This window comes from Gaetbulibacter jejuensis (assembly GCF_039524015.1).
In the GTDB taxonomy this organism is placed as follows: Bacteria; Bacteroidota; Bacteroidia; order Flavobacteriales; family Flavobacteriaceae; genus Gaetbulibacter_B; species Gaetbulibacter_B jejuensis.
Window position 1 is genome coordinate 1,371,565 of record NZ_BAAAGF010000001.1, and the last position, 20,568, is coordinate 1,392,132.

The following is a 20,568-nucleotide window of genomic DNA, read 5'->3' on the forward strand; positions in this document are numbered from 1 at the left end:
GTACGCACTTAAACAAATTATATTATTTAAAAAATTATTAAAACGATAGAAAATGGCAGATTTAAAAGATTTCGCAGAACAATTAGTTAATTTAACAGTAAAAGAAGTAAACGAATTAGCTACAATTTTAAAAGACGAATATGGTATCGAACCAGCTGCTGCTGCTGTTGCAGTTGCTGCAGGTGGAGCTGCTGCAGGTGGTGAAGCTGCAGAAGAAAAATCAGAATTCGATGTAATCCTTAAAGCAGCAGGTGCTTCTAAATTAGCAGTTGTAAAATTAGTTAAAGAATTAACTGGTTTAGGATTAAAAGAAGCTAAAGAATTAGTAGATGGTGCACCAAGCGCTATCAAAGAAGGCGTTTCTAAAGACGAAGCTGAAGGTTTAAAAACTTCTTTAGAAGAAGCTGGAGCAGAAGTTGAGCTTAAGTAAGCTTAACCCATAGCCTACAAATTATGGTTTAGGTCTAGAGGTTGCCTCTAAGACCTAAACCCTTTTGTGTATATAAATGTATACGCAAACAAAATTATTTTTTTAATCAAAATCTCGTTCATCGATGTTAGCAAAAAAAGCTGAAAGATTAAATTTCTCTTCTATTGTAAATAGAACTGAATATCCAGATTTTTTAGATATTCAGATTAAATCCTTCCAGGATTTTTTCCAGTTAGAGACGAAATCAGAAGAAAGAGGGAACGAAGGTCTTTACAACACCTTCATGGAAAATTTCCCAATCACAGACACACGTAATCAATTTGTATTAGAGTTTTTGGATTATTTTATTGATCCACCAAGATATACCATTGAGGAATGTATAGAAAGAGGTCTAACATATAGTGTTCCACTTAAAGCAAGGTTAAAATTATACTGTACAGACCCTGAGCATGAAGATTTCGAAACTATTGTTCAGGATGTGTATTTGGGTACAATACCTTACATGACACCTAGTGGTACATTTGTTATAAATGGAGCAGAGCGTGTGGTTGTTTCCCAATTGCATAGATCACCTGGTGTTTTCTTTAGCCAGTCGTTCCATGCAAACGGAACCAAGCTATATTCGGCAAGAGTAATTCCTTTTAAAGGTTCTTGGATAGAATTTGCTACAGATATCAATAGCGTTATGTACGCTTATATTGATAGAAAGAAAAAATTACCTGTTACAACACTTTTCCGTGCTATCGGTTTTGAGCGCGATAAAGATATTCTTGAAATTTTTGATTTAGCTGAAGAAGTTAAAGTATCAAAATCAGGATTAAAGAAAGTAATTGGTCGTAAACTAGCTGCTCGTGTACTTAACACATGGCATGAAGATTTCGTTGATGAGGATACAGGAGAAGTTGTATCTATCGAGCGTAACGAAATTGTTTTGGACCGTGATACAATTATAGATAAAGATAATATAGAAGAAATCCTTGAAGCAGGTGTAAAAACTATTCTTTTACATAAAGAAAGTGCACAACAAGGAGATTATGCTATTATTCACAATACATTACAAAAAGATCCAACAAACTCTGAAAAAGAGGCTGTTGAACATATTTACCGTCAATTACGTAATGCTGAGCCGCCAGATGAGGAAACAGCACGTGGTATTATTGACAAATTATTCTTCTCAGACCAACGTTATTCATTAGGTGAAGTAGGTCGTTACAGAATGAACAAAAAATTAGGTCTTGATATAGGAATGGATAAGCAAGTACTTACCAAAGAGGATATCATTACCATTATAAAATATTTAATAGAGCTTATTAACTCTAAAGCAGAGATTGATGATATCGATCACTTATCTAACCGTCGTGTACGTACAGTAGGAGAGCAATTGTCATCTCAGTTTGGTGTTGGTTTAGCTCGTATGGCTCGTACTATTCGTGAGCGTATGAACGTTCGTGATAACGAAGTGTTTACACCTATCGATTTAATTAACGCGAAGACTTTATCTTCAGTAATTAACTCGTTTTTTGGTACGAACCAGTTATCTCAATTTATGGATCAAACCAATCCATTAGCTGAGATCACGCACAAACGTCGTTTATCAGCTTTAGGACCTGGAGGTCTTTCAAGAGAAAGAGCAGGTTTCGAGGTACGTGACGTTCACTATACACACTACGGAAGATTATGTCCAATTGAAACTCCTGAAGGACCAAACATTGGATTAATTTCTTCACTTTCAGTTTATGCTAAAGTAAACTCAATGGGATTCATTGAAACGCCTTATAGAAAAGCTGAAGAAGGAGTTGTTGATATCAAAAATGCGCCAACATATTTAAGTGCTGAAGAAGAAGAAGATATGTTGATTGCTCAGGCAAATATTCAAGTGGATGATAAAGGAAAAATCCTTGAAGACAAGATTATTGCTCGTCAAGAAGGTGATTTCCCTGTAATAGACCCTGTAAACGTTCATTATACTGATGTTGCTCCTAACCAAATTGCATCTATTTCTGCATCGTTAATTCCATTCTTGGAGCATGATGATGCAAACCGTGCATTGATGGGATCAAACATGATGCGTCAAGCAGTACCATTATTACGTCCGCAAGCTCCTATTGTAGGAACAGGTCTTGAGCGTCAAGTAGCTTCAGATTCAAGAGTATTAATAAATGCTGAAGGAAATGGAGTTGTAGAGTATGTTGATGCTAATGAAATTGTAATTAAATACGAGCGTACTGAAGAAGAAGCAATGGTAAGTTTTGATAGCGATACTAAAACTTATCCACTTGTAAAATTCAGAAAAACTAACCAAGGTACTTCAATCAACTTAAAGCCAATTGTAACAAAAGGAGATAAAGTTGTAAAAGGACAAGTACTTTGTGAAGGTTATGCAACTGAAAACGGAGAACTTGCTTTAGGAAGAAACATGAAAGTAGCCTTTATGCCTTGGAAAGGGTATAACTTTGAGGATGCGATTGTGATTTCTGAAAAAGTAGTTCGTGATGATATATTTACTTCTATTCATATTGATGAGTACTCATTAGAAGTTAGAGATACCAAATTAGGTAACGAAGAGCTTACTAATGATATTCCTAACGTTTCAGAAGAGGCAACTAAAGACCTTGATGAAAACGGTATGATTAGAATTGGTGCTGAGATTAAACCAGGTGATATCTTAATTGGTAAGATTACACCAAAAGGAGAAAGTGATCCAACACCTGAAGAAAAACTTTTAAGAGCAATTTTTGGAGATAAAGCAGGTGATGTTAAAGATGCATCACTTAAAGCTTCACCTTCATTACATGGAGTTGTAATCGACAAAAAATTATTCTCAAGAGCAATTAAAGATAAGCGTAAAAGAGCAAAAGATAAAGAAGATATCGAAGCTCTAGAGAACATCTACTTCAAGAAGTTTGACGACTTAAAAGATGTATTAGTAGAAAAACTATTTGCTATCGTAAATGGTAAAACTGCTCAAGGTATCTTTAACGATCTTGGAGAGGAAATTATACCTAAAGGTAAAAAGTACACGCTAAAAATGTTAAATGCTGTTGATGATTATACGCACTTAACATCTGGTACTTGGACTACTGATGATTATACCAATGCACTTGTTGCAGACTTAATCCATAACTATAAGATTAAGGAAAATGATCTTCAAGGTTCATTACGTCGTGAGAAGTTTACCATCTCTGTTGGTGACGAGTTACCAGCAGGAATTATCAAATTAGCTAAGGTTTATGTTGCTAAAAAACGTAAACTTAAAGTAGGTGATAAGATGGCAGGACGTCACGGTAACAAAGGTATTGTAGCACGTATCGTTCGTCAAGAAGATATGCCTTTCCTTGAAGATGGAACTCCAGTTGATATTGTATTAAATCCACTTGGTGTACCATCGCGTATGAACATTGGTCAGATTTATGAAACTGTTCTTGGTTGGGCAGGTCAAAAATTAAACCGTACTTACGCAACACCAATTTTTGATGGAGCTACATTAGATCAAATTAATGAGTTTACTGATGAAGCAGGTGTACCAAGATTTGGACATACATACTTATATGATGGTGGTACAGGAGATCGTTTTGATCAACCAGCAACAGTAGGTGTAATTTACATGATCAAATTAGGTCACATGATTGACGATAAGATGCACGCTCGTTCTATTGGACCATACTCATTAATTACGCAACAACCACTAGGTGGTAAAGCACAATTTGGTGGTCAGCGTTTTGGAGAAATGGAAGTTTGGGCACTTGAAGCTTATGGAGCATCAAGTACTCTACGTGAAATCTTAACAGTAAAATCTGATGATGTTATAGGTAGAGCTAAAACTTACGAAGCTATCGTAAAAGGAGAGCCAATGCCAGAACCAGGACTACCTGAATCTTTCAACGTATTAATGCACGAATTGAAAGGATTAGGATTAGATATTAGATTAGAAGAATAAATTTTAGGTGAATTCGTTTTGGTCTTCTTTTAATGGAGACCAAAGCGATTAACTATAGACTATAAAGTTATTATGGCTAGAAAACAAGATAAGAATACAGTACAGAGATTTAATAAAATCTCAATTGGTTTAGCATCTCCTGAATCTGTTTTAGCAGCTTCACGTGGTGAAGTTTTAAAACCAGAAACTATTAATTATCGAACACATAAACCTGAACGTGATGGTTTATTCTGTGAGCGTATCTTTGGTCCTGTTAAGGATTTTGAGTGTGCTTGTGGTAAATATAAAAGAATACGCTACAAAGGAATTGTTTGTGACCGATGTGGTGTTGAAGTAACTGAAAAGAAAGTACGTAGAGATAGAGTAGGACACATTAACTTAGTGGTTCCTGTAGCTCATATATGGTATTTCCGTTCACTTCCAAACAAAATAGGTTACCTTCTTGGATTACCATCTAAGAGATTGGATATGATTATTTACTACGAACGTTATGTAGTAATTCAACCAGGTAATGCTAAAAATGCCGAAGGTGAACCATTACAAAAAATGGATTTCTTAACGGAAGAAGAATACTTAAATATTCTTGAAACACTTCCACAAGAAAATCAATATTTAGAAGATAACGATCCTAATAAGTTTATTGCTAAAATGGGAGCCGAGTGCTTAATTGACCTTTTAGCAAGAATTGATTTAGACGAATTATCATACGATTTACGTCATAAAGCAAACAACGAAACGTCTAAACAACGTAAAACTGAAGCTTTAAAACGTTTACAAGTTGTAGAAGCGTTTAGAGACTCAAATGCTAATCGTGAGAATAAGCCTGAGTGGATGATTATGAAAGCTATTCCAATCATTCCACCAGAATTGAGACCTTTAGTGCCTTTAGATGGTGGTCGTTTTGCTACATCTGACTTAAATGATCTTTATCGTCGTGTAATTATCCGTAACAACCGTCTTAAGAGATTGGTTGAAATCAAAGCTCCTGAAGTAATCTTACGTAACGAAAAACGTATGTTACAAGAGTCTGTTGATTCATTATTTGATAACACACGTAAGTCATCAGCAGTAAAAACCGATTCTAACCGTCCATTAAAATCGTTATCCGATTCATTAAAAGGTAAGCAAGGACGTTTCCGTCAAAACTTACTAGGTAAACGTGTTGATTATTCTGCACGTTCGGTAATTGTTGTTGGACCAGAATTAAAATTATTTGAATGTGGATTGCCTAAAAACATGGCAGCTGAACTTTACAAGCCTTTTATTATCAGAAAACTGATTGAAAGAGGTATTGTAAAAACAGTAAAATCTGCAAAGAAAATTATAGATAGAAAAGAGCCTGTAGTTTGGGATATCTTAGAAAATGTTCTTAAAGGACATCCAGTATTACTAAACCGTGCTCCTACATTACACAGACTTGGTATTCAAGCATTCCAGCCTAAACTTATCGAAGGTAAGGCAATCCAGTTACACCCATTAGTGTGTACTGCATTTAATGCCGATTTTGATGGTGACCAAATGGCTGTGCATTTACCATTAGGACCAGAAGCTATATTAGAAGCACAATTATTAATGTTAGCTTCTCACAATATTTTAAACCCAGCTAACGGTTCGCCAGTAACAGTACCATCTCAGGATATGGTTCTTGGTCTTTACTACATGACTAAGCTTCGTAAAACTGACGATACTTTTACTGTAAAAGGTGAAGGATTAACTTTCTATTCTCCAGAAGAAGTAACTATTGCTTACAATGAGAAGAAAGTTGATTTAAATGCTGGAATTAAAGTAAGAACTAAAGATTTCAATGAAAACGGTGAGTTAACTACCCAAATTATTGAAACTACAGTAGGTCGTGTATTATTTAACGAAAAAGTACCTGAAAGAGCAGGTTATATCAACCAGGTTTTAACTAAAAAATCGCTTAGAGATATTATTGGTAACATTTTAAAAGTTACTAGTGTACCTGAAACAGCTGAGTTTTTAGATGAAATCAAAACTTTAGGATATAAGTTTGCATTCCAAGGAGGATTATCGTTTAGTTTAGGTGATATTATTATTCCAGCTGAAAAGCATACTATGATTGACAAAGCCAATGGTTTAGTTGATGGTATTATGGCTAACTATAACATGGGATTAATTACTAATAACGAACGTTACAATCAGGTTATTGATATTTGGACTTCTACAAATGCTGAATTGACAGAGTTGTCTATGAAGCGTATTCGTGAAGACCAACAAGGATTTAACTCGGTATATATGATGCTTGATTCTGGAGCTCGTGGATCTAAAGAACAGATTCGTCAGCTTACAGGTATGCGTGGTTTGATGGCAAAACCGAAAAAATCTAATGCAGGAGGTGGAGAAATTATTGAAAACCCAATTCTTTCTAACTTTAAAGAAGGTCTTTCAATTCTTGAATACTTTATCTCAACGCATGGTGCTCGTAAGGGTCTTGCCGATACAGCACTTAAAACTGCAGATGCTGGATACTTAACACGTCGTTTAGTTGATGTATCTCAAGATGTAATTATCTATAGTGAAGATTGTGGAACATTAAGAGGTATTGAAGTTTCTGCACTTAAGAAAAACGAAGAGATTGTTGAAAAACTAGAAGATAGAATCGTAGGTCGTACTTCATTAAATGATGTTTATGATCCTATTACTGAAGAGTTATTAGTAAGTGCTGGTGAGCATATTAATGATAGCATCGCTAAAGCTATTGGTAACTCTGCAATTGAGTCTATCGAAGTACGTTCAGCATTAACTTGTGAAGCTAAAAAAGGTATCTGTGCTAAGTGTTATGGACGTAACCTAGCTACTGGTAAAATGGTACAACGTGGTGAAGCTGTAGGTGTAGTTGCTGCACAATCTATTGGAGAACCTGGTACACAGCTTACACTTCGTACATTCCACGTAGGTGGTATTGCTGGTAACATTTCAGAAGAAAACAAACTTATTGTTAAGTTTGATGGTATTGCAGAAATTGAAGATCTTAAAACAGTTAAGAGTACTGATAGTGAAGGTAATGAAGTGGATGTAGTGATATCAAGAACTTCTGAACTTAAGCTTGTTGATGCTAAAACTGGTATTACTTTAAGTACTAATAATATACCTTACGGTTCGTTCATTTATGTTAAGAGTGGACAAAAAGTAAGCAAAGGAGATACAATTTGTCAATGGGATCCATATAACGGAGTTATTATTTCAGAATTTGCTGGTAAAGTAAAATATGAAAACATTGAGCAAGGTATCACTTACCAAGTAGAAATCGATGAACAAACAGGTTTCCAAGAAAAAGTAATTTCTGAATCTAGAAATAAGAAGTTAATACCAACACTTCATATCGAAGATTCTAAAGGAGAAGTTATTCGTTCTTATAACTTACCTGTTGGAGCTCATCTTATGATTGATGATGGAGAAAAAATTAAGGTTGGTAAAATCTTAGTTAAGATACCACGTAAATCTGCAAAAGCAGGTGATATTACTGGAGGTTTACCTCGTGTAACCGAGTTGTTCGAAGCACGTAACCCTTCTAATCCTGCTGTTGTAAGTGAGATTGATGGTGTTGTGTCTTTCGGAAAAATCAAGAGAGGTAACCGCGAAATCATTATCGAGTCTAAAGTTGGTGAAGTAAAGAAATACTTAGTGAAGTTATCTAATCAAATTCTTGTACAAGAAAACGATTATGTAAAAGCAGGTATGCCTTTATCTGACGGATCAATTACTCCAGATGACATCTTAAACATCAAAGGACCATCTGCAGTACAACAATACTTAGTTAACGAAGTACAAGAAGTATATCGTTTACAAGGTGTGAAAATTAACGATAAGCACTTTGAAGTTGTTGTAAGACAAATGATGCGTAAAGTACGTATTATTGATTCTGGTGATACAATTTTCTTAGAAGACCAATTAGTTCACAAATCTGATTTTATCGAAGAAAACGATAAGATATTTGGAATGAAAGTGGTAGAAGATGCAGGAGATTCTGCAACTTTAAAACCAGGACAAATCATTACTTTAAGACAGTTAAGAGACGAAAACTCAATATTAAGAAGAGAAGATAAGCAATTGGTAACTGCTAGAGAAGCACAACCAGCAACTGCAACTCCAATCTTACAAGGTATTACAAGAGCTTCGTTACAAACTAAGTCATTTATATCTGCTGCATCGTTCCAGGAAACTACTAAAGTACTGAATGAAGCTGCTGTAAATGCTAAAGTAGACGATTTAGAAGGTCTAAAAGAAAATGTAATTGTTGGTCATAGAATTCCTGCAGGAACAGGTGTAAGACGATATGATAGTATTATCGTTGGTTCTAAAGAGGAGTTTGATGAGATGATGAAAGCAAAAGAAGAAATGAACTACAATTAAATGATACCAAGACTTTAAGTGTTGTAAAACAAATTGAAGTCTTTAGGTTGATTTTATCCCAATATAAATTGGGAATTCTTTAAAAGAGTAAATTATATAAAATTTAAGAATCCCGTGACTATATCTCGGGATTCTTTTTTTAAATTGTAAAACGTAATAATAAGTTTTCCACTTATGTGGAAATAAAAAATAAAATTTCAATGGCAGACGAACAAAATAAAAAGAAGCAAGGACAAATTAATATTGAACTAGACGAGAAAGTAGCTGAAGGAACCTATTCTAATTTGGCAATTATTAACCATTCGGTTTCAGAATTTGTTGTTGACTTTGTAAGTATTATGCCTGGGACTCCAAAGAGTAAGGTAAAATCAAGAATTATATTAACACCACAGCATGCTAAACGATTACTTAAGGCATTAGGTGATAATGTACATCGATTTGAAAAAGCCCATGGTGAAATTAAAGATTACGAGCAACCACCAATTCCGTTAAATTTCGGACCAACAGGTCAAGCATAAATAATAAAAAAGCCTTTTGAAAAATTCAAAAGGCTTTTTTATTAAGCAACTTCTTTATTATATGAATAGCTTAAAGCTCCCGAAGGACATTTTTTAACTTGTTTGATAATTTTTTTAGTGGATGCACCATCAAGATCTATCCATGGTATAACCGATTGCCTAAAAACATTAGATAATTCGTTAGCACAACGCTCAGCATGGACACACTTACATGGTTTGAATGTTACAGTAATATCTTTATTACTGAAACTATTAGAAAAAGTTTCCATAAGTAGATCAATTTGGGGTTATCTGTAAATCAATGTAAAAATTCAAAACCGAATTTCAATGAAATTTTCGATAACTGACACATTTTTAACACTAAAAATGCCTTTTCGTATAAAATTTCTTACTGAAAAACAGGGTTTTTAATTAAAATTCTGATGTAAAATGAAATTTAATACTTGGGTATTTTTGCTGTGTCATTTGTAATGAAAATGCCGAATCTGCTAAAAATACAAGTTGCCCTTGTTTGTCTTTTGCCAAAAAGCGTTGTTTTACCCTTAAAAATTCTTTGTACTCTTCGTTTTTTTCATCTTCAGGGTCAACCCAACATGCTTTATGTACATTAAGGTTTTCATATGTACACTTAGCTCCATATTCGTGTTCCAATCGATATTGAATAACCTCGTACTGTAAAGCACCAACTGTACCTATAACTTTTCTACCATTTAATTCCAAAGTAAATAATTGGGCAACACCTTCATCCATTAACTGGTCAATACCTTTGTAAAGCTGTTTGGATTTTAAAGGATCAGCATTATTAATATACCTGAAATGTTCAGGAGAGAAACTAGGTATACCTTTGTAGTTTATAGTTTCACCTTCAGTTAAGGTATCACCAATTTTAAAGTTTCCAGTATCGTGTAATCCTACAATATCTCCAGGATAAGAAACATCAACAATTTCTTTCTTTTCAGCAAAAAAGGCATTAGGACTAGAGAACTTAAGCTTTTTACCATGACGTACATGTAAATAAGGTGTATTCCTTTTAAAAGTTCCTGATACAATTTTTATAAACGCTAAACGGTCTCTATGGTTAGGGTCCATATTAGCATGAATTTTAAACACAAAACCAGTAAAATCTTTTTCTTCTGGGTTAACTAAGCGCTCTTCACTTTGTTTTGGTCTAGGTTTAGGAGCAATTTCTATAAAGCAATCTAATAACTCTCTTACACCAAAATTGTTTAAAGCAGAACCAAAAAACACAGGTTGCTGTGTACCGTTTAAGTAGTCTTCTTTTTCAAAAGCAGGATAGATGCCTTCAACTAATTCTATTTCTTCTCTTAGTGTATTTGCCGATTTTTCTCCTATGAGTTTATCTAATTCTGAAGAGCTTAAATCGTTAATTTCTATGGTTTCTTCAATATTCTTTCTACTGTCGCCACTAAAAAGATTAATGTTTTTCTCCCAAAGGTTATAAATACCTTTAAAGTCGTAACCCATACCAATTGGGAAACTCATAGGTACAACGCTCAAACCTAGTTTTTGTTCAACTTCATCTAAAAGATCAAAAGCATCTTTACCTTCTCTATCCAATTTATTGATAAATACAATCATTGGAATATTACGCATTCGGCAAACTTGAACTAGCTTTTCGGTTTGCTCCTCAACACCTTTAGCCACATCAATAACAACAATTACACTATCAACAGCTGTTAGTGTTCTAAAAGTATCTTCAGCAAAATCCTTGTGTCCAGGAGTATCAAGAATATTAATTTTTATACCATCATATTCAAATGCCAAAACAGAAGTAGCAACAGAAATTCCACGCTGACGCTCAATTTCCATAAAGTCACTAGTAGCTCCTTTTTTTATTTTGTTACTTTTTACAGCTCCTGCTTCTTGTATTGCACCACCAAAAAGTAATAGTTTTTCAGTAAGTGTTGTTTTTCCAGCATCTGGATGCGAAACGATACCAAAGGTTCTACGTTTCTTTATTTCGTTGATAAAACTCATAATCTTGCAAATAGGCTGCAAAGATACTGTTTATATTAAGATTTCAGAATTACGATTTCAGATTTTGTATAGAGAATGTTATTATTAATTTTTTAGTGGTATTTTTGTGATATGATTGAAGAACACGTTATACTTGTTGATGAAAACGATAAGCAAATAGGCTTAATGCCTAAAATGGAAGCGCACGAAAAAGCATTACTGCATAGAGCTTTTTCTGTATTTGTTTTTAACAATAACAACGAACTAATGTTACAGCAACGTGCAGCTGATAAGTACCATTCGCCTTTATTATGGACAAATACTTGCTGTAGTCACCAAAGAGAAGGCGAAGCAAATATAGAAGCTGGTAAGCGACGTTTATTTGAAGAAATGGGGTTTGTTACTGAACTTGAAGAGACAACATCTTTTATTTATAAAGCACCTTTTGATAATGGCTTGACAGAACATGAATATGACCACATCATGATAGGATACTATAATGATACACCAAACATAAATCCTGATGAAGTTGCAGATTGGAAGTGGATGACTCTTGATGCTGTAAAAGAAGACATCAAGCAACAACCAGAAATTTACACAGCTTGGTTTAAAATTATTTTTGATAAATTCTACCAACACATAAACATTGTAAAATGATTGTTACCGTAAGTAGAAAAGCTCATTTTAACGCAGCTCATAGATTGTACAGAAAAGATTGGAGCGATGAAAAGAATGCCGATGTTTTTGGAAAATGTAGCAATCCAAATTTTCATGGACATAATTACGAGTTGATAGTAAGTGTAACAGGACCTATCAATAAAGAAACAGGTTATGTTATAGACATTCAAGACTTAAAAGACATTATAAAAGAAGAAGTTGAAGATGCCTTTGACCATAAAAACCTAAATGTAGAAGTTGAAGAGTTTAAAGACTTAAACCCTACAGCCGAAAACATAGCAGTAGTTATTTATAATAAGGTAAAACCTAGACTAAATTCAACACTAGACTTAGAAATTAAACTTTTTGAGACACCTAGAAATTTTGTAACCTATTCTGGATTATAACAAATGAAAAATATTCTTTATCCTATAAAATTCACACCTATTTTAAAAGATAAAATTTGGGGTGGACAAAAACTAAAAACGCTATTAAATAAGACTTCAGATTTACCAAATATTGGAGAAAGCTGGGAAATTAGTGATGTAGAAGGTGATACATCTGTAGTTGCAAATGGAGCATTAAAAGGTCAAACCTTAAAGCAAATACAAGAAACCTATAAAGAAGATTTAATAGGACTTCAAAACTATAGAGTTTTTGGCAATAAGTTTCCGTTACTTATCAAGTTTATCGATGCAAAACAAGATTTATCTATTCAATTACACCCTAATGATGAATTGGCTGCAAAGCGACACAATTCATTTGGGAAAACCGAAATGTGGTATGTAATGCAAGCCGATGAAGGTTCGAATTTAATAGTTGGGTTTAACCAAAAAATGGATGCTGAAACCTATTTATCACATTTAGAAAATAAAACACTTACAGAAATTTTAAATTTTGATAAAGTTAAAGTAGGTGATACTTATTTTATAGAAGTTGGTCGTGTGCACGCTATTGGAGCAGGAGTAGTGGTTGCTGAAATACAACAAACCAGCGATATTACTTATAGAGTTTACGATTGGGATAGAGTAGATGATGAAGGAAACGAAAGAGAACTTCACAACGATTTAGCCATTGATGCTATTGACTTTGAAATGGAAGATAATTTTAGAGTTAGTTATGAAAAAGCTAAAAATCAGTCTAATAAAATGGTTAGTTGCCCATATTTTACTACAAGTTATTTAGATGTTGATAGTACACTTAAAAAAGAAAATAATCACGATTCATTTTTGATTTACATGTGTGTTGAAGGAGAAGCACAAATAACTACAGATAGTGGAACTGAAACTATTAAAAAAGGAGAAACAATACTACTTCCTGCAGCAGTAAAGAATTATGAAATAACTTCGGAAAATGCGAAGCTATTGGAAGTTTATGTTTAATTTTGCGACAATAAAAATTTATAATTATGGCAAACGTTAGAAACCTTAAAAAAGACATTAATTACGTTTTAGGTGATATTATTGAAGCTGTTTATGTATGGGAATACAACAACACTGATAAAGACACTAAAAAAAGCGAAGCAATTATTGATGAAGCTATAGAAACTTTTGATTCTTTAATAGCAAAGGTGAACGATAAAAAAGTAGAAGATAAGAAAGCACATTTTAAATCTATCAACCAAGAGTTGGAAGATAAAGGAAGAGCTTTAATCGAAAAAATTAATAAACTAAGCTAAAACAGAAAAAAATGTTTGCAAATATAATTTTCGCGATTATATTTGCATCCTGTTTCGCCGATATAGCTCAGCTGGCTAGAGCAGCTGATTTGTAATCAGCAGGTCGTGGGTTCGAGTCCCTCTATCGGCTCTTAATATTAAACTCTAACTGTAAAACAGTTAGAGTTTTTTTATTTAAAACTATTAAATAGGGATGAGAAGTTTATCCTGAGCGAAGTCGAAGGGAGTCCCTCTATCGGCTCAAAAAAAATCCCAAACGTAATGTTTGGGATTTATTTTATTCAATGTTTTCTTCGTCAGATTTCCGTTGCTCAATAGTTTCTTTTAATTGCTTACCGTACTTAGAGTTTTTGATATTTTCATCAAGCGAATCGTATATGGTTTCTAAATACTTTACCGTAGTATTTGGTATTTCGCTTAACGCTAAATAAGGAGCAACTTCACTGTTTTTATTGTTTACAGCAAAATTTATTGTGTAAAGGTATTTACGTTTTAAAAGGCTATTGTATTCTTTGTCAAAATCGAAACTAGTGGTATCGTTTTCTTTTTTAGCTTCAAAGTTTTCTTTTATAAGGTCAAGATTTTTGTCATTAAAACGAGACATCATCATTATGTATTCGTCTAATCGTTTTTGTTGTTCAGAACCTTTTATTTGAGCATCATAATTAAAGTTTTTAAGTGTAGAACTTATTTCAGTAACACCTTTATCTGCAAAGAAAGCAATAACGCCTTCGTCATTGTCGTTTTTGTCTAAGGTTAAAAACAAAACTTCAGGTTCTTCTAAGTCGCTGTGTAATTCAAACTCAGAATTGCCATTAATAGCTAAGGAATCTAGTGTTACCATTAAGCTATCTTGTTGCTTTTGTAAATAAACAGTACCTTTTTTTAATCCTGTTACATGGCCTTTTAAAGTGAAGTTTGTGTCTTTTTTATCTTCTCCACAAGAAATAATTAGTAAAGCTATTACTAAAAGGCTAAAAAGTTTAAAGTGTTTTGTCATATTAAAATTTAAAAAATCATTAATTAAGTTATAGGAGCAACTATTCTCATAAGTTCAGCAGTAAGCATAGCACCATAGGTTCCAACAACATATCCAAATACTGCTAGAATAACACCTACAGTTGCAAGCGATGGATGAAAGGCTGCAGCAACCACAGGAGCAGAGGCAGCACCACCAATATTTGCTTTACTACCCACAGCTAAGAAGAAATATGGTGCTCTAATTAGTTTTGCTACTAAAAATAGTAAAGCAACGTGTATTGCCATCCAAACTAAACCAACCACAATTAGCCCTGGATTGTCAACTATTTTAGTAAGGTCCATTTTCATACCAATAGAGGCAACAAGAATATAAATAAATACACTACCAATTTTACTAGCTCCTGCACCTTCATATTTTTTCAACTTGGTAAAGGATAAGATGATTCCTAAAATAGTAGCTATTGTAATCATCCAGAAAAATTGAGATCCAAACGAAGACCAAGCAGATTTCTTGTCGCTTACTGCATCGAAGTTAGCTACTAAAAAATCAGAAATTTCATTAGCGCCAAAATGAGCAATTCCTACAACAGTAAAAGCAATGCCTAAAATCACCATAAAATCGGCTAATGTTGGGTTTCTAGAAATACTAGCAGCATAACTAGATACTTTTTCTTTAAGGGTTTCAATAGAACTGTTATCAGCTTTCAGCCATTTATCAATTTTTTCTTGTTTACCAATTCCTAATAAAAGGATAGCCATCCATATATTAGCAACAACAATATCAACAATTACCATTCCTGCATAATTTGCTGTATTGTATTCATAAATTTCTAACATAGCAGCTTGATTAGCACCTCCACCAATCCAACTTCCTGCTAAAGTAGAAAGACCTCTCCAAACAGCGTCAGGACCAGCTCCACCAACAGTTTCAGGAGATACTAATGCAATTAAAAATACAGCAATAGGTCCGCCAATTATGATTCCTAACGTACCTGTTCCAAACATAGCTAGTGCTTTCCAACCAAGGTTAAATACAGCTTTTAGGTCGATACTAATAGTCATAAGTACCAAAGCAGCAGGAAGCATAAATCTACTTGCAATGTAATAGGCTTGAGATTTACCTGTTACTTCTACTAATGAGCCTTCGGCGTTTTCAAATCCCCATTCTGGAGCAATTATCCCAAAAGTAGTTAAAGCTGCAGGCAGCATATATGCCATTAATAATGCAGGTATGTATTTGTAGAATTTTTTCCAAAAACTATTTTCGCTTGTAGAAGTATAAAAAACAAAACCTAATGCTAGCATTAACAACCCAAATACTATAGTATCTTGGGTAAATAAAGGTTTTACTTCGGTTAATTGCGTTGTGTCCATAAACTAAAATTTAAAGGCGCAAAATACCAAAATAAAAGCGCATAAAAAAGCGACATTGTTAAGTGTCGCTCTCGTTATTTTTTTTAGGTTTTGGTTGTCTGTTTTTTTCTTTAAGGTACTGCATGAGCATCCACTCAATTTGACCATTGGTACTTCTAAATTCGTCTGAAGCCCATTTTTCAATTGCTTTGAGCATATCTTCATTTATTCTTAGAGCAAAGGCTTTCTTTTTAGACATTGTTACTATGGTTTAACTGTGTTTTGTAATATGTTATGGTGTTTTCAGCTTCTATTTGCTTTTTTGTACCTATGAGTAGTTTTTTTCCATTGGCTAACTCTAGTTGAATACCAATAGTTCCTGAAACATTAATAGCTTTTCCTTTAGATTTATTCCAACCACCTTTTATTCCCCAACCACCATATTCTGAAATGGGTTCGTAAGTTCTAATATAGGCGTTGTTTATAGATTTCCAAGAAATGGTATTGTATTTTAAATGCAACGGAAAGAATTTATAATGAATTCCTAATTCGTCAATTTTAGTGGAGAGTTTAAATATAAATATGAGTCCTGAGAAAAATATCAGAAGTAGAATTATTAAAATAAGTTCTAGAGTTGAAATGGAGTTTTGATTTTTAAAATATTCAACGCATACCAATATAATAGGAATAATTGCACTTATTGCTATAAGTGCAATTAACCATAATTGATTAAATCGTTGTTCTTCTTTAAAAACTCTCATTATCTATTTTTATCGCGTTCAAAAACTATAAATGAAATAATGTGTTGATTGGGTGTAATAGTTGTGACACGCCAACCTTCTTTTGCATACTTGTTTAAGATTTCCTCAAGTTTTTCGGTTGGATTTCTCCATCCTAATTTTGGTTTTATGACTTTGTATTCTTTCATAATCTTAATGACTTAAAGTTCCTGCATTTACAACTGGCGAAGCTTCTTTGTCTCCACATAATATAACCATAAGGTTACTTACCATTGCTGCTTTGCGCTCGTCGTCTAACTCAACAATTTCTTTTTTGTTTAATTCATCCAGAGCCATTTCAACCATACTAACTGCGCCTTCAACAATTTTATGTCGTGCAGCAACAATAGCAGTGGCTTGTTGACGCTTAAGCATTGCGTTTGCAATTTCTTGTGCATACGCTAGGTAACCAATTCTAGCTTCCAATACTTCAATTCCTGCAATGGATAGTCGCTCGTCAATTTCTTTTTCAAGAGCGTTGCTTACTTCATTTACACTAGAGCGAAGTGTGATGTCTTCGTCGTGACCTTCATCGGCAAAATTGTCGTAAGGGTACATACTTGCTAGTTTACGAACAGCAGCATCAGTTTGTACACGTACAAAATTTTCATAATTATCTACATCAAAGGCCGCTTTGTAAGTGTTTTGTACTCTCCAAACTAAAATTGTACTGATCATAACAGGGTTTCCTAGCTTGTCGTTCACTTTTAAACGTTCGCTATCAAAGTTACTTGCTCTTAAAGAAATCTTCTTTTTGGAGTAAAAAGGGTTTACCCAATAGAAGCCATTCTTTTTTACGGTTCCTACATATTTACCAAAAAGTAATAAAACTCTAGAGCCATTAGGTTGTACCATAAGAAACCCAAAAGCTAAGATTAATGCAGCAACAATACCAAAAGCTGACCATCCTGTTTCTGTAATAAATATTAGAGCAATGCTTCCAAAGAATAGTACTAAAAAAAGGAATAACATTAAATAGCCATTAGCTGGAACGATAATTTTCTCTTCTTTCATGATTGATTAATTTAAAATGATATTAAAATGATATTATAAAGATATAACTTATCTCATTAGTATGCAAAAATTAATTTTTGTTACAGAAGCCAAAAAAAATAATTTTTGGCACGACTATTGTATTTAAATAAGTGTAATTGATTAATAGCTTTAGAAGCGAGTTAAATATTACATTTGGTTGGTTAGTTAATAAGAAAAGCACCTGGTTTCAGGTGCTTTTTTGTTTGTAGTAAAATGTTGAAATTACTTTGTTATAAAACTAGAAATGGTATCAATAAGCTCTGGTGTTACTTTATGATGTGATTCGTTATACGATTTAAAATTGACCAAGTCATCACCTTCAATACTAAAAAGAACATGGTTCATTTTATCTATTAGCTTCAACTCAGCACTAGGGTTTGAGTCTTTTAGTCGGTTAGCATCTTCAACACCAACTTGCAAGTCGTTAGTACCATTTACAATGAGTATAGGTATTTGTAGGGATTTTAAAATGTCTTGCGGATTGTATTGCATCCAGTTTATCATAAATGGTTGTATGTCTTTACCCAAAAAAGAAGACAAAACAGGAGGATAGTTGCTGGTTGTTTTACCTTCTTGCAATACCGAAAATATTTTCTTGGTGTCTTCTAAATAAGCTGGAGCAGTTTGCTCTACTTGTTTAATGATGACTTTATCGATGGTTTGACTCGCTCCAGCTATGGAAATAAACCCATCAACATCTTTTTCTGCAGCAATCATTCCTATTAAACTGCCTTGACTATGACCAATTATATAAATTTTTGAATAGGTGTTTTGAGATTTAAAATAGTTTACTACCTCAATGGCATCAGTTATAAAATCGTCAAACATTATAGTGTTATCCAACTTTCCTGTTGCTATCAATTTTATAGTACGCTTGTCATACCTAAAGGTTGCAATACCATTATTGGTTAAGCCTTCAGCAAGTTTTTTAAGACTGTTATTTCTTGCAAAGTTTTGATTACCATTTCGGTCAACAGGTCCAGATCCTGCTATAATAATCGCCAATGCAGGTTGCTCAACAGCGTTTGGAACTAGTAAAGTCCCTTCAATAAGAGTATTTACTGCAATCTCTCTTGCAGTAAAATTTTGTGAAAATCCTTTTGATGAAAACAAAAGCAATACAATTGCAAAATTTATATAGTGTTTCATTGTGTTTTCCAATCTTGTCAAGTCTGTTTCAAAAGTATAGAAAATCAATATTTGTTTGATTGTATAACGACAAATTATTTAAAATATTAGAACTTAAACAGAAGTTTTTAAAGTGTATTTTATCGGTAAAACGTATTATTTTATCGTTAAATGTTAAAATTTAATGCATTTCATCGATTTAATATGTATTTAAACAGATTTTTTAAAATATAATTCTACATTTGAAGTGTACTAAAATTTAGTTTTTAGTTCAATGGATTAATTAATTAATATTTGCATTATGTTGTTGGCTTAGAGACCCTAAATCTACAACCGTAATAAAAAGCAAATTAGGAAAACCGAGATTGAGGGATCTCGGTTTTTTCTTTTTATAGCTATACTATAGTTCTAAATGTTAAGTTGATGCGTTCTCCAATAATTTTTTTGGTCTTCGGAATTTGGTGTAGCCAATAGTGTTGCATTTCTCCTTTCATTATTAGCAAACTACCATGTTCTAAAATAAGCTTGTGTTTTTCGTCTTTTAGCTGTCTGTGTTTAAAATGAAAAGCTCTTGGAGCTCCAAAACTCAATGAAGCAATTACTGGGTTTTTACCTAATTCTTTTTCATTATCAGCATGCCAACCATTACTGTCGTTACCATTTCGGTATAAGTTTAAAAGTACAGATGTAAATTGATGTTCAGCAGTTTTCTCTACATCAGTTTTAATCCGTTTTAACTCATCAGTAAAAGGTAGAGGAGTCATTGTTATGTTAGAGTAAGCATAGGGTTTGTTATTGTTGGCATACAATGCTGTTAGCCTTGGTTGTTTGTAGGTTTTGCCAAAAACCTTAATATCATCTTGCTGCCATGATATGGTTTTTCTTAGTCTGCTAAAATACTGGTCGGCTTGAGAGTTGTTATAAAAATTAGGAATATAAATAAGTTCAGCATTTGGAAGCTGAAAGGTTGTTTTTTCGTTTAAAAACAAAGTCATAGCCTAAATTTTTTCTAAATTAGCTTATACATTATGAAAAACAAAATTATCATTTGCCTTCTATTGCTCATATCTTTTGGTTTTACCGAACAAGATACTACCAATTTGCCTGAAGGTTTTGTGTATGTAAAAACAATTATACCAGATATTGATGTTGAACTTCGTTACTATAGTACGCATAATTTTGTTGGAGATACCATAGTAGGTTACAAAGCCAATACACTTATTTTAACCAAGCAGTCTGCCGAAGCTTTGAAAAAAGTACAAGATGAATTACAACAGCAAAACCTTTGTTTGAGAGTATATGACGGTTATAGGCCACAACGCGCAGTAAACCATTTTATGCGTTGGGCAAAAGACTTAAATGATACTATAAACAAGCAAGAGTTTTATCCTGAAGTTGAAAAACGCTTTTTGTTTAGAGAAGAATATATTGCCACACGATCAGGTCATAGTAGAGGAAGCACTGTTGATTTAACTATTATTGATGGTAATACCAATGAGCCATTGGATATGGGAAGTCCATTTGATTTTTTTGGACAACAGTCTTGGGTGAGTTATGAAGGTATAACCGAAGAACAGAAAGCCAACCGACAGCTGCTACAACAGGTTATGCTAAAACATAATTTTAGAAATTACTCAAAAGAATGGTGGCACTTTACACTGCGTTGGGAGCCATTTCCTGATACTTATTTCGATTTTGAGGTGGAGTAGCGGTTAATGGCT

General features: G+C 33.4%; 19 protein-coding genes and 1 tRNA gene. 10 read left to right on the forward strand and 10 right to left on the reverse strand.

Going from position 1 to position 20,568, the window contains the following annotated elements; translation table 11 throughout:
* The first annotated feature begins 52 nt into the window (after positions 1 to 52).
* The 4 genes from rplL (at position 53) to ABD011_RS06100 (ending at position 9,259) form a co-directional block, all read left to right on the forward strand.
* Positions 53 to 430 (forward strand): 50S ribosomal protein L7/L12, encoded by a 378-nt coding sequence (rplL, locus tag ABD011_RS06085; protein ID WP_129759052.1) that lies wholly within the window; start codon positions 53 to 55, stop codon positions 428 to 430.
* A 124-nt stretch (positions 431 to 554) separates the two neighbouring features.
* Positions 555 to 4,367 carry a DNA-directed RNA polymerase subunit beta gene (gene rpoB, locus ABD011_RS06090; RefSeq protein WP_343796637.1) on the forward strand — a complete coding sequence of 1,271 codons (3,813 nt, stop codon included), beginning with the start codon at positions 555 to 557 and terminating at the stop codon, positions 4,365 to 4,367.
* Positions 4,368 to 4,439: 72 nt separating this feature from the next.
* Positions 4,440 to 8,741: a DNA-directed RNA polymerase subunit beta' gene (gene rpoC, locus ABD011_RS06095; RefSeq protein WP_129759050.1), complete on the forward strand. Its 4,302-nt coding sequence runs from the start codon at positions 4,440 to 4,442 to the stop codon at positions 8,739 to 8,741.
* Positions 8,742 to 8,941: 200 nt separating this feature from the next.
* Positions 8,942 to 9,259 carry a DUF3467 domain-containing protein gene (locus tag ABD011_RS06100; RefSeq protein WP_131505768.1) on the forward strand — a complete coding sequence of 106 codons (318 nt, stop codon included), beginning with the start codon at positions 8,942 to 8,944 and terminating at the stop codon, positions 9,257 to 9,259.
* Positions 9,260 to 9,300: 41 nt separating this feature from the next.
* On the opposite strand, the gene ABD011_RS06105 is transcribed toward ABD011_RS06100, so the two are convergent.
* Together ABD011_RS06105 and ABD011_RS06110 are read right to left on the reverse strand one after the other, a co-directional pair.
* On the reverse strand, positions 9,301 to 9,528 hold the full coding sequence (locus ABD011_RS06105) for a (4Fe-4S)-binding protein (RefSeq protein ID WP_129759048.1): 228 nt from the start codon (positions 9,526 to 9,528) through the stop codon (positions 9,301 to 9,303).
* A 142-nt stretch (positions 9,529 to 9,670) separates the two neighbouring features.
* The gene (locus ABD011_RS06110; protein WP_262731967.1) at positions 9,671 to 11,257 is read right to left on the reverse strand and encodes a peptide chain release factor 3; all 1,587 of its coding nucleotides are present in this window, start codon (positions 11,255 to 11,257) and stop codon (positions 9,671 to 9,673) included.
* A gap of 111 nt (positions 11,258 to 11,368) precedes the next feature.
* Between ABD011_RS06110 and idi the strand changes: the two genes are divergently transcribed.
* The 5 genes from idi to ABD011_RS06135 all read left to right on the forward strand — a co-directional run bounded on the left by idi (position 11,369) and on the right by ABD011_RS06135 (position 13,701).
* Entirely contained in the window at positions 11,369 to 11,893 is a 525-nt protein-coding gene (gene idi, locus ABD011_RS06115) for an isopentenyl-diphosphate Delta-isomerase (protein WP_134198794.1), read from the forward strand.
* Positions 11,890 to 12,300, forward strand: coding sequence for a 6-pyruvoyl trahydropterin synthase family protein (locus tag ABD011_RS06120; RefSeq protein ID WP_131505764.1), 411 nt, complete (start codon positions 11,890 to 11,892; stop codon positions 12,298 to 12,300). The genes idi and ABD011_RS06120 overlap by 4 nt, the downstream gene beginning before the upstream one ends.
* A gap of 3 nt (positions 12,301 to 12,303) precedes the next feature.
* A complete protein-coding gene (locus ABD011_RS06125; RefSeq protein ID WP_129759044.1) occupies positions 12,304 to 13,275 on the forward strand; it encodes a type I phosphomannose isomerase catalytic subunit in 972 nt (323 codons plus the stop codon).
* Between the two features lie 26 nt (positions 13,276 to 13,301).
* Positions 13,302 to 13,571 (forward strand): hypothetical protein, encoded by a 270-nt coding sequence (locus ABD011_RS06130; protein ID WP_129759043.1) that lies wholly within the window; start codon positions 13,302 to 13,304, stop codon positions 13,569 to 13,571.
* A 56-nt stretch (positions 13,572 to 13,627) separates the two neighbouring features.
* Positions 13,628 to 13,701: transfer RNA gene (locus ABD011_RS06135), tRNA-Thr, on the forward strand.
* 147 nt (positions 13,702 to 13,848) lie between these two features.
* Here ABD011_RS06135 and ABD011_RS06140 read toward each other — a convergent pair.
* The 8 genes from ABD011_RS06140 to ABD011_RS06175 all read right to left on the reverse strand — a co-directional run bounded on the left by ABD011_RS06140 (position 13,849) and on the right by ABD011_RS06175 (position 19,842).
* On the reverse strand, positions 13,849 to 14,571 hold the full coding sequence (locus ABD011_RS06140) for a DUF4369 domain-containing protein (RefSeq protein ID WP_129759042.1): 723 nt from the start codon (positions 14,569 to 14,571) through the stop codon (positions 13,849 to 13,851).
* 23 nt (positions 14,572 to 14,594) lie between these two features.
* Entirely contained in the window at positions 14,595 to 15,926 is a 1,332-nt protein-coding gene (locus ABD011_RS06145; RefSeq protein ID WP_343796644.1) for a DUF819 family protein, read from the reverse strand.
* A gap of 58 nt (positions 15,927 to 15,984) precedes the next feature.
* A complete protein-coding gene (locus ABD011_RS06150) occupies positions 15,985 to 16,164 on the reverse strand; it encodes a type II toxin-antitoxin system antitoxin (protein ID WP_129759040.1) in 180 nt (59 codons plus the stop codon).
* A complete protein-coding gene (locus tag ABD011_RS06155) occupies positions 16,157 to 16,666 on the reverse strand; it encodes a hypothetical protein (protein WP_343796646.1) in 510 nt (169 codons plus the stop codon). The genes ABD011_RS06150 and ABD011_RS06155 overlap by 8 nt, the downstream gene beginning before the upstream one ends.
* Positions 16,666 to 16,833, reverse strand: coding sequence for a DUF4177 domain-containing protein (locus ABD011_RS06160; protein WP_129759039.1), 168 nt, complete (start codon positions 16,831 to 16,833; stop codon positions 16,666 to 16,668). The genes ABD011_RS06155 and ABD011_RS06160 overlap by 1 nt, the downstream gene beginning before the upstream one ends.
* A 4-nt stretch (positions 16,834 to 16,837) precedes the next feature.
* Positions 16,838 to 17,698, reverse strand: coding sequence for an SPFH domain-containing protein (locus tag ABD011_RS06165; protein WP_131505761.1), 861 nt, complete (start codon positions 17,696 to 17,698; stop codon positions 16,838 to 16,840).
* A gap of 243 nt (positions 17,699 to 17,941) precedes the next feature.
* A complete protein-coding gene (locus tag ABD011_RS06170) occupies positions 17,942 to 18,868 on the reverse strand; it encodes an alpha/beta hydrolase (RefSeq protein ID WP_343796649.1) in 927 nt (308 codons plus the stop codon).
* 374 nt (positions 18,869 to 19,242) lie between these two features.
* Entirely contained in the window at positions 19,243 to 19,842 is a 600-nt protein-coding gene (locus ABD011_RS06175) for an alpha-ketoglutarate-dependent dioxygenase AlkB family protein (protein ID WP_343796651.1), read from the reverse strand.
* A gap of 33 nt (positions 19,843 to 19,875) precedes the next feature.
* Here ABD011_RS06175 and ABD011_RS06180 point away from each other — a divergent pair, with 33 nt between their 5' ends.
* A complete protein-coding gene (locus tag ABD011_RS06180; protein ID WP_343796653.1) occupies positions 19,876 to 20,556 on the forward strand; it encodes a M15 family metallopeptidase in 681 nt (226 codons plus the stop codon).
* Positions 20,557 to 20,568 lie beyond the last annotated feature (12 nt).

Excerpts from the sequence above, each read along its gene's own strand:
- ABD011_RS06100 (WP_131505768.1), top strand. The coding sequence starts at position 8,942 with ATGGCAGACGAACAAAATAAAAAGAAGCAAGGACAAATTAATATTGAA.
- ABD011_RS06150 (WP_129759040.1), bottom strand. The coding sequence starts at position 16,164 with ATGTCTAAAAAGAAAGCCTTTGCTCTAAGAATAAATGAAGATATGCTC.
- rpoB (WP_343796637.1), top strand. The coding sequence starts at position 555 with ATGTTAGCAAAAAAAGCTGAAAGATTAAATTTCTCTTCTATTGTAAAT.
- ABD011_RS06120 (WP_131505764.1), top strand. The coding sequence starts at position 11,890 with ATGATTGTTACCGTAAGTAGAAAAGCTCATTTTAACGCAGCTCATAGA.
- rpoC (WP_129759050.1), top strand. The coding sequence starts at position 4,440 with ATGGCTAGAAAACAAGATAAGAATACAGTACAGAGATTTAATAAAATC.
- ABD011_RS06105 (WP_129759048.1), bottom strand. The coding sequence starts at position 9,528 with ATGGAAACTTTTTCTAATAGTTTCAGTAATAAAGATATTACTGTAACA.
- ABD011_RS06110 (WP_262731967.1), bottom strand. The coding sequence starts at position 11,257 with ATGAGTTTTATCAACGAAATAAAGAAACGTAGAACCTTTGGTATCGTT.
- ABD011_RS06125 (WP_129759044.1), top strand. The coding sequence starts at position 12,304 with ATGAAAAATATTCTTTATCCTATAAAATTCACACCTATTTTAAAAGAT.
- idi (WP_134198794.1), top strand. The coding sequence starts at position 11,369 with ATGATTGAAGAACACGTTATACTTGTTGATGAAAACGATAAGCAAATA.
- ABD011_RS06140 (WP_129759042.1), bottom strand. The coding sequence starts at position 14,571 with ATGACAAAACACTTTAAACTTTTTAGCCTTTTAGTAATAGCTTTACTA.
- ABD011_RS06130 (WP_129759043.1), top strand. The coding sequence starts at position 13,302 with ATGGCAAACGTTAGAAACCTTAAAAAAGACATTAATTACGTTTTAGGT.
- ABD011_RS06145 (WP_343796644.1), bottom strand. The coding sequence starts at position 15,926 with ATGGACACAACGCAATTAACCGAAGTAAAACCTTTATTTACCCAAGAT.
- ABD011_RS06160 (WP_129759039.1), bottom strand. The coding sequence starts at position 16,833 with ATGAAAGAATACAAAGTCATAAAACCAAAATTAGGATGGAGAAATCCA.
- ABD011_RS06165 (WP_131505761.1), bottom strand. The coding sequence starts at position 17,698 with ATGAAAGAAGAGAAAATTATCGTTCCAGCTAATGGCTATTTAATGTTA.
- ABD011_RS06175 (WP_343796651.1), bottom strand. The coding sequence starts at position 19,842 with ATGACTTTGTTTTTAAACGAAAAAACAACCTTTCAGCTTCCAAATGCT.
- ABD011_RS06155 (WP_343796646.1), bottom strand. The coding sequence starts at position 16,666 with ATGAGAGTTTTTAAAGAAGAACAACGATTTAATCAATTATGGTTAATT.
- ABD011_RS06180 (WP_343796653.1), top strand. The coding sequence starts at position 19,876 with ATGAAAAACAAAATTATCATTTGCCTTCTATTGCTCATATCTTTTGGT.
- ABD011_RS06170 (WP_343796649.1), bottom strand. The coding sequence starts at position 18,868 with ATGAAACACTATATAAATTTTGCAATTGTATTGCTTTTGTTTTCATCA.
- rplL (WP_129759052.1), top strand. The coding sequence starts at position 53 with ATGGCAGATTTAAAAGATTTCGCAGAACAATTAGTTAATTTAACAGTA.